The organism is Homoserinimonas sedimenticola, assembly GCF_026094475.1.
GTDB classification, from domain to species: domain Bacteria; phylum Actinomycetota; class Actinomycetes; order Actinomycetales; family Microbacteriaceae; genus Homoserinimonas; species Homoserinimonas sedimenticola.
The window spans coordinates 923,902-931,831 of record NZ_JAPELL010000001.1 but is presented as its reverse complement, the minus strand read 5'-3'; the positions used below and the strand labels follow the sequence as shown (position 1 = coordinate 931,831).

Sequence of the window (7,930 nt, the reverse complement as noted above, 5' to 3'; positions counted from 1 at the left end):
GGTGTTTTCTGCACGGCGGGGTGTTTTCTGCACTGCGCGGTGTTTGCACGGCGCGGTGTTTTCTGCACGGCGGGGTGTTTTCTGCACTGCGCGGTGTTTTCTGCGGCCGCGCTGAGCAGAAAACGGCGCGCTGTTGCGGCGAGCCACGGCCAGCGCCCGCGGCTCGCCGCGAAACGGCGCGTTGTTGCAGCGGATGCCACTGCCAGCGCCCAGCGCCCGCGGCTCGCCGCCTCGGCCCGACTAGCGGTCGGGGAAGCCGTGGGGGAGGCCGCTGAGCACGGGCTCGAGGGCGGCGATGCGTTCCTGCTCACCGCGGTGGGCGCGATATTCGCGCTCACGGCGCACGGCGGAGACCCCCGCGAGGAAGGTCTCGGGATCGCACTCGGGCACGGGGGAGACGTAGCGGCTCGCCTCCGCCGCCAGATCCTCCGCGATGCGCCGACGCGAGAGTTCGGCGTGGCCGGCGGCGTGACGCAGGAACTGGGAGATGCGCTGGGAGAGAGCCCCGGGCATCCGCGCCACATCGGCGGTGAGCGCCCAGTCGGAGAGCTCGACGGGCACGCCGTAGACGGGCGGTGTCTCCTTGGCGACGCGCTCGTGCTGACTGTAGGTGCCCGCGAGGAGGTCGCCTAGACGCTTCGAGCGGGGATTGAGGATGGCGGTGATGGTTGCGATGCCGCCCATCGTCATGAAGAGTTCCACGACGCCGACGAGGGAGCGGATGAGGGCGTGCCGGAACGAGATCGATCCACCGTCGTCGCGCACGATCCGGGCGCCGATCGCGAGCTTGCCGAGCGAGCGCCCCTGCGTGATGGTTTCGACGGTTGTGGGAATGCCGACGACGCAGATGACGAGCATCACGACCGTGATGGCGGTGAGGGTCGCCTCGTCGAAAAAGGTGGTGACGATGGGCGAGGAGATGACGAGGAGCACCCCGAAGAAGATGAGGAGGTAGGCGACCCAGTCGATGATGGCTCCCGCCGCCCGCAGGATGAAGTCGGCGGGGCGCAGGAAGAGGGCGACCGCCTCGCCGGTGATGAGCTCTTCTTCGGCGGGAGGAACGACCGCGACGGATGCTGCGGCGGAATCCCTCGACATGCCAGTATCTAAGCAGATGGATATCGACGCCTATGCCGCAGCACACCGCGAGGAGTGGGACGAGCTCGCCCGCCTCGGGGCGAAGCGTCGATTCTCGGGGCCCGAGGCGGACGCCCTCATCGAGCGCTACCAGGCGGGCGCAACACAGCTCTCCGCCCTGCGCACGGCGACGGGGACCTCCGTGCAGGCCGACCGGCTCTCCCTCGCGCTCTCGCGGGCAAGGCTTCGCTTCACGGGGGCTGGCACGAACGTCCTGCGCCAGGTGCCCACCTTCTTCATGCTGCAGCTGCCCGCCGCTCTCTACCGCATCCGCTGGCTCTCGCTCGCGGTGGCGGGGGCAACCGTGCTCATCTCGGCACTGTTCGGTTTCTGGGCGCTCCAGACGCCCGGGGTGCTTGCGAGCTTCGGTTCCGACGAGTTCCGGCGGCAGTTCGCCGAGGAGGACTTCGTCGCCTACTACTCGGAGCATCCACCCTCATCGTTCACAGGTCTCGTCTGGACGAACAATGCTTGGATTGCGGTGCAATGCATAGCGTTCGGCATCCTGGGTGTCTTCGTGCCCTACCTCGTCTTCTCGAACGCCCAGAACCTGGGGCTCTCGGCCGCGCTCATGGCGGAGAACGGGCGCCTCGACATCTTCTTCCTCTACATCGCGCCGCACGGCCAGCTTGAGCTCTACGCGATCTTCGTCGCTGCCGCGGCGGGCCTCGCCATCTTCTGGTCGTGGGTCGCACCGGGGGCGAGATCCCGGGCGACCGCCCTCGCCGAAGAGGGGCGTGCGCTCATCACCGTTGCGGTGGGAGTCACGCTGGGCCTGCTGCTCTCGGGGGTCATCGAGGGCTATGTGACCCGCCAGGACTGGCCCTGGGCGCTCAAGATCGGCATCGGCGCGGCGGCGCTGGCCGTCTTCCTCGCCTACCAGTGGCTCGTGGGGCGCCGGGCCTTCGCTGCGGGGGAAACGGGCGACCTCGAGGAGTTCGAGGCGGGCGCACGGCGCCTCGTCGCCGGCTGAACCCCGCGACATCCGTCACATGAGAGGCCTCTCATGCGGAGGCCCTTGCCGTCTCATGGACTCCGCACACGATGGGCAATCACGCACAACCCGCCCGACGCAACGACGCGAGAGGAATCCCTTGTGCAGAGCCACGACAAGACTTTGACCATCATCGGAAGCGCGATGCTCAGCACGTGCCTCCTGGCAGGCGGCATCGCGAGTGTTGCCGGGAACATGCGCAGCGGCGACCCGGCCGAGATCCTCGGCGTCGACGGTGTGACGGGCAGCGCCCTGGGCGCATCCGCCGACAAATCCAAGAGGCTGCCCGCGTCTAGCGCGAGCGATGAGTCCGCGAGCGATGAGTCAGTAAACCCGGGGGCGGATGCTTCGCCCGACGCTCGAGCGACGACCCCGCGGTCCTCCGCTCGCGAGGCGGTCCGCGTGCCGCCCGCCGCGCCGACGCCCGCCGCGCCCGAGGCCGATGTGTCGCCAGCGGACGACGCCCCCTCGGTGTCGGCGCGCGCTCAGGATCAGGCGCCCAGGGCGGGGCAGGCGTCTGCACCGAGCCGAGCGCCCGCTCAGGATTCCGCGCCCGCTCAGCATCAAGCACGCGGCCCCGCTGCGTCGCCGTCGGAGGCGCGCGCGAATGCGGGCGCTGGTATCAGCAGCGGCAGCAAGGACTGGAGCAGCCTCGGATGGGGCGGCGTCGACTGGCGCGCGGTCGACTGGGGCAGCGTCTGGCGCAAGATCGACTGGGATGCGATCGACCGCGACAGTGAGCATCCACGCCGAGGAAACAGTGGGGAAGAGACCGGTGCCGCCGTCGACGAGGGGCGCCAGGGGGAGCGCGAGGTCTCCCCGCCCCAGCCGAAGCCCGCTCCTGCTCCTGCTCCTGCACCTGCACCGGCACCTGCACCGGCACCTGCACCCGCCCCTCCCGCGCCGGCCCCGGCTCCCCAGTCTGAGCGACAGCCAGGCTGGCAGGGCGACAGCCGCGGCGACGACCGCTCCAACGGACGCGGCAATGGGCGAGGCAGTGACCGCGATGATCGCGGTGACGGTGGGCGCGACCGCAGCGACCGCGGCGAAGGCCGAGGCAACGACTCGGGCGATAGGCGTGGTGGAGGACGTAGATAGCCTCCGCCATGGCGAAGCGGCCAACGGGGTGGTCGCTTCGGATGAGGGCCGACGGATTCGGGTCCGTCGGCCCTCCACACTGCTCAGGCCGGTTGGCGGCTCGTCAGCCGGTACCCCATGCCGCGCACCGTTTCGAGACGGTGGCGACCGATCTTCTGGCGCAGGTAGCGCACGTACACGTCGACGACGTTGGAGCCCGGATCGAAGTCGAAGCCCCAGACGCGACTGAGTAGCTGTTCCCGGCTGAGTACCTGCTCGGGGTGCAGGAGGAACTCTTCCAGCAGCGCGAATTCGCGGGCGGAGAGGTCGACCTCGACGCCGCCGGAGCGGACGCGGCGGGTCTTGAGGTCGAGTTCGAGATCCACGAAAGTGAGGCTGTCGGCGCGCGGCGTCTCCGTCTGGGTGTCCTGCAGGCGCACACGCACGCGGGCGAGTAGCTCGTCGAAGCGGAAGGGCTTGGAGACGTAATCATTTGCGCCCCCCTCGAAGCCAGCCACGGCATCCTGGGCAGAGTCGCGTGCCGTGAGGATGATGACGGCCATCGAGTTGCCTTCGGCGCGCAGCTGCTGCAGCACAGTGAAGCCGTCGAAGCCGGGCAGGCCGATGTCGAGCACCATGAGGTCGAACTGCCCGCTGCGGGCCGCCGCGAGTGCGCCGGGGCCGTCTCTCTCAATCGCGACACCGAACCCGGCGGCGCGCAGGCCCTTCTCCACGAAGGAGGAGATGCGCTCCTCATCCTCCGCGACCAGAATGCGTGCCATCAGTTCTTCCTTCCCCTCGGATGCCGCGGGTTGCGCGGCAGACGAATGACGACGCGGGTGCCCACGCCGCCGCTCACGGCGAAGGCGGTGCCCCCGTGGGCCTCTGAGATGGCGGCGACGATCGAGAGCCCCAGCCCTGAGCCCTCGACGCCGCGCCCCTCGTCGGCGCGTGTGAAACGGTCGAAGACGCGCGAGAGATGTTCGGGCGGGATGCCCGGCCCGTAGTCGCGCACCCACAGGTCGACGGTCGCGCGGCCCTGATCGTCGGCGGAGGTGGCGCTGCCGATCTCGATCGCGCTGCCCTCCGGCGAGTACTTCGCGGCATTCTCGGCGAGCTGCAGCCACGCTTGCGTGATGCGGCGACTGTCGAGCCGGGCATGAGTGTCGGCGCGTGCCGTGAGGGACCACTCATGGGCGGTCGAGAGCATCCGCGCCTTGGCGAACACAGTGGAGGTGAGGTCGCTGATGGGCACGTCGTCGGCATGCACGAAGCCGGGGGTGCGACTCTTCGCGAGAAGTGCGATGTCTCCGACGAGCGTCGTGAGGCGGTCGAGTTCGTCGATCGCGATCTCGCGCGTCTCTGCGATGTCCTCCGGACGCTTCGGGTCGAGCAGCTCGAGATGCCCGCGCATGATCGTGAGAGGGGTCTTCAGTTCGTGGCCGACGTCGTCGAGGAGGCGCCGCTGGCTCTGGAAGCCCGCCTCAAGCCTCTCCAGCATCCGGTTGACAGTGCGCGCGAGGTCGCTCACGTCATCGCGGCCGATCACGGTGATGCGACGGGAGAGATCCGTGTCGGTAATGCTGTCGGCCGTTTCGGAGAGCGCGCGGATGGGGCGCAGGAGACGGCCCGCAACGACCCAGCCGACGAGCCCGACGAGCACGAGCATGGCCCCGGCGATGATCGCGTAGGTGCCGAAGGCCTGCGAGATGGAGGCGAGTTCGGTGTCGAGGTTGTAGGCGCTCACGTAGAGCCCCTCGCTCGGGTCGCCCTCGATCGCGATGGGGATGATGGCGTAGCGCAGGCGCCCGGCCTCGGCCTCGACGGTTCCCATGACGACCCGGTCGGGATGTGCCTCGGCGATGACCCGCGCGATGAACTCCTCATCGTCGTCGAGCCGGAAGGCGAGGTCAGAGGAGGGGACGAACGCGGGTTGCCCGTCGATGATTCCGACCGTGCTCTCGGTGTGGTCGGGGAGCACCCGCTGCATCGCCTGCATGAGGAACCCGGCGACCGTCGTGGGGATCTGCTGGCCCGTCTCGCCGCCATCGGCGATGAACTGGAGGCCCTCGACCGTCTGTGTGAGCCTCTCATCGATGCCCGCGAGTACGCGCTCCCGCTGCAGCAGGTAGGCGGAGCTGCCCGCGACCGTCATTCCGAGTGCCGTGACGAGGAGGATGGAGGTGAGGATGCGCGAGCGCACGGATCGGAGGGCATCGATGATCCGCTGCAACCTCACGTGCCCATTATGGGGGCCGCAAACGATTCTGTGGGGACCGGAGCCGTGGCATCCGTGCCGTGCCGACCGTCTCTCGGCTCTCCGCCCCGGGCGCGCCGCGTCAGAGCAGGCCCGCCGCCTTCAGGGCGAGGTAGCGGTCGGCGAGGGCGGGGGGCAGCTCGGGTGGGGGGCCCGTGACGACGTCGCCGCCGAGCTGCCGGATCGCCGCCGCGACGCGTGCCGTGTCGAGCATTGAGCGTTCGGCTGCCGCCGCCCGGAACACCTCCTCGCGGTCGCCGCGGGAGCGCGAGGCGGCCACCACGGCGGGGTCGGTCACGGAGCAGACCAGCACTCTGTGCCGACGCGTCAGCTGGGGGAGCATCCCGAGGAGAGCCCGGGAGGCGCCGGGAGAGTCGATCGAGGTCATGAGCACAATGAGCGAGCGACGGTTGGTGACGGATGCCACGAGGCCGGGCACGGCGGACCAGTCCATCTCGATCAGCTCCGGCTCGACGGGCGCCATGACCGTCACCATGCGGCTCAGCAGGTCGCTGCCCGTCGTGCCCTGTACGCGTCCGCGCACCCGCCGGTCGTAGATGAGCGTGTCGATGCGATCGCCCGCGCGCTGGGCGAGCGCCGCGAGCAGGAGGGACGACTCGAACGCCGTGTCGATGCGGGCCTCATTCGCGATGCGCGCGGCGGAGGTGCGGCCGCTGTCGATCACGATCACGATGCGGCGATCCCGTTCGGGGCGCCACGTGCGCACGACGAGTCGCTGGCCAATACCCGTCGTCGGATCGTGCCGCCTAGCGGTCGCGCGCCAATCGATCGACCGCACGTCGTCGCCGCGCACATAGTCGCGCAGGGAGTCGAACTCGGAACCCTGCCCTCGGATCATGACACTCGTACGACCGTCGAGTTCCCTCAAACGGGCCAGGCGTGAGGGAAGGTGGCGTCGCGAGTGGAAGGGTGGCAGCACCCGGATGGCCCCTGGTGCTCCGATGCTCGCCTGACGGGCTGCGAGTCCAAGGGGCCCGAAGGAACGCACCGTCACGTGCTCGGAGCGGCGCTCCCCGCGGCGGAACGGGGTGAGTGTGAGTGTCAGCGCGCGGCGCTCGCCGGCCGGAACCGTGAGTAGTCCGCGCGCTGGGGAAGCCCCCGCGGAGGGCTGCCAGCCGTCGCGGACGAGGGTTCGGGCGGTGCGCCGGCCCGGATTGGTGATGAGCAGCCGGGCCTGCACGGGCTCGCCGAGCCGCACGCGGTCGGGAAGCTCGCGCTCGACGATGAGGCGGCGCGGAGAGGCGGCCGCGGCAAGGTCGATCGCGGCCGCCGCGATCACGAGTCCCAACCACGCGAGCGTCGTCCACGTCGGGGAGATGGCACCGTCGCTCAGCGTCGTCAGTACGACGATCGGCACGATGCCGACGGCGAGCAGCGCGGCGAAGCGCATCGAGAGTGCCACTAGCGAGACATCCGCATCAGATCGGCACCCGCACCTGCTGCAGCACGGAGCGCAGGATCGAATCCGCAGTCACGCCCTCCAACTCGGCTTCGGGGCGCAGCTGCAGACGGTGCCGCCACACGGGCAGCGCCATGGCCTGCACGTGGTCGGGGGTGATCGCGTCGAAGCCGCTCAGCCACGCCCACGCCTTGGCCGCCCCGAGGAGGGCGGTCGTGCCACGCGGGCTCACGCCCAGCTTGACGGAGGGGCTCTGGCGTGTGCCGCGGGCGAGGTCGACGATGTAACCGAGCACGTCGGCGTTGGCCCCCACCGCGGCGACCTCGCGCTGCGCTGCGGCGAGGCGCTCGGGGGTGAGCACGGCGCCCACACCGGCGGCGTCGAGATCGCGGGGGCTGAACCCGGCGGCGCTGCGCACGAGCACCTCGATCTCGTGGTCCCGTTCGGGCACGTCGAGGACGAGTTTGAGCAGGAAGCGGTCGAGCTGCGCCTCGGGCAGCGTGTAGGTGCCCTCGTACTCGACGGGGTTCATGGTGGCCGCGACGAGGAAGGGCCAGGGGAGGGGGCGCGTCTGCCCGTCCGCGCTGACCTGCCGCTCCTCCATGGCCTCGAGGAGGGCCGACTGGGTCTTGGGGGGCGTGCGGTTGATCTCGTCGGCGAGCAGCAGGTTGGTGAAGACGGGCCCCTCCCGGAACTCGAAGTCGCCCGAGCGCGCGTCGTACACGAGCGAGCCCGTCACGTCACCCGGCATGAGGTCGGGCGTGAACTGGATGCGGCTCGTGCCTAGCGACAGCGTGCGGCTGAGGGTGCGCACGAGCAGCGTCTTGGCGACGCCGGGCACGCCCTCGAGCAGCACGTGGCCGCCCGCCAGCAGCGCGATGATGAGCCCGGTCACGGCACCGTCCTGTCCGACGACGGCCTTGCCGACTTCGGCGCGGACGCGAGCGAAGTCGTCCCGCAGCCCGGGGGCGGATGCTGCCGCCGACGTGGTGGGCGCCTGCGTGGTCTCTTCGGTCATCGGTGTTCTCCTCGATCGGGGTCGGGT

At 70.1% G+C, this 7,930-nt stretch carries 8 protein-coding genes; 2 read left to right on the top strand and 6 right to left on the bottom strand.

What is annotated here, in order from left to right; genetic code table 11:
- Both OH146_RS04345 and OH146_RS04340 read right to left on the bottom strand, forming a co-directional pair.
- Positions 1–200: hypothetical protein (locus OH146_RS04345; protein WP_265157722.1), on the bottom strand; the 200-nt coding region annotated here is incomplete at its 3' end.
- Positions 201–240: 40 nt separating this feature from the next.
- Complete coding sequence (locus OH146_RS04340) at positions 241–1,098, bottom strand: RDD family protein (RefSeq protein WP_265157720.1); 858 nt, start codon at positions 1,096–1,098, stop codon at positions 241–243.
- A 16-nt stretch (positions 1,099–1,114) separates the two neighbouring features.
- On the opposite strand from OH146_RS04340, the gene OH146_RS04335 reads away from it, so the two are divergent.
- Complete coding sequence (locus OH146_RS04335) at positions 1,115–2,110, top strand: stage II sporulation protein M (RefSeq protein WP_265157718.1); 996 nt, start codon at positions 1,115–1,117, stop codon at positions 2,108–2,110.
- Positions 2,111–2,254: 144 nt separating this feature from the next.
- Positions 2,255–3,229: a hypothetical protein gene (locus tag OH146_RS04330; protein WP_265157716.1), complete on the top strand. Its 975-nt coding sequence runs from the start codon at positions 2,255–2,257 to the stop codon at positions 3,227–3,229.
- A gap of 83 nt (positions 3,230–3,312) precedes the next feature.
- On the opposite strand, the gene OH146_RS04325 is transcribed toward OH146_RS04330, so the two are convergent.
- The 4 genes from OH146_RS04325 to OH146_RS04310 all read right to left on the bottom strand — a co-directional run bounded on the left by OH146_RS04325 (position 3,313) and on the right by OH146_RS04310 (position 7,903).
- Complete coding sequence (locus OH146_RS04325; RefSeq protein ID WP_265157714.1) at positions 3,313–3,990, bottom strand: response regulator transcription factor; 678 nt, start codon at positions 3,988–3,990, stop codon at positions 3,313–3,315.
- The gene (locus OH146_RS04320) at positions 3,990–5,447 is read right to left on the bottom strand and encodes a sensor histidine kinase (RefSeq protein ID WP_265157712.1); all 1,458 of its coding nucleotides are present in this window, start codon (positions 5,445–5,447) and stop codon (positions 3,990–3,992) included. Before OH146_RS04320 ends, OH146_RS04325 begins: the two co-directional genes overlap by 1 nt.
- Positions 5,448–5,547: 100 nt before the next feature.
- Positions 5,548–6,888, bottom strand: coding sequence for a DUF58 domain-containing protein (locus tag OH146_RS04315; RefSeq protein ID WP_265157709.1), 1,341 nt, complete (start codon positions 6,886–6,888; stop codon positions 5,548–5,550).
- A gap of 16 nt (positions 6,889–6,904) precedes the next feature.
- Positions 6,905–7,903: an AAA family ATPase gene (locus tag OH146_RS04310; protein ID WP_265157706.1), complete on the bottom strand. Its 999-nt coding sequence runs from the start codon at positions 7,901–7,903 to the stop codon at positions 6,905–6,907.
- Positions 7,904–7,930: the final 27 nt, after the last annotated feature.

Bases quoted from the DNA above. Each gene is read 5' to 3' on its own strand.
- OH146_RS04340 (WP_265157720.1), bottom strand. From the start codon at position 1,098: ATGTCGAGGGATTCCGCCGCAGCATCCGTCGCGGTCGTTCCTCCCGCC.
- OH146_RS04335 (WP_265157718.1), top strand. From the start codon at position 1,115: ATGGATATCGACGCCTATGCCGCAGCACACCGCGAGGAGTGGGACGAG.
- OH146_RS04325 (WP_265157714.1), bottom strand. From the start codon at position 3,990: ATGGCACGCATTCTGGTCGCGGAGGATGAGGAGCGCATCTCCTCCTTC.
- OH146_RS04310 (WP_265157706.1), bottom strand. From the start codon at position 7,903: ATGACCGAAGAGACCACGCAGGCGCCCACCACGTCGGCGGCAGCATCC.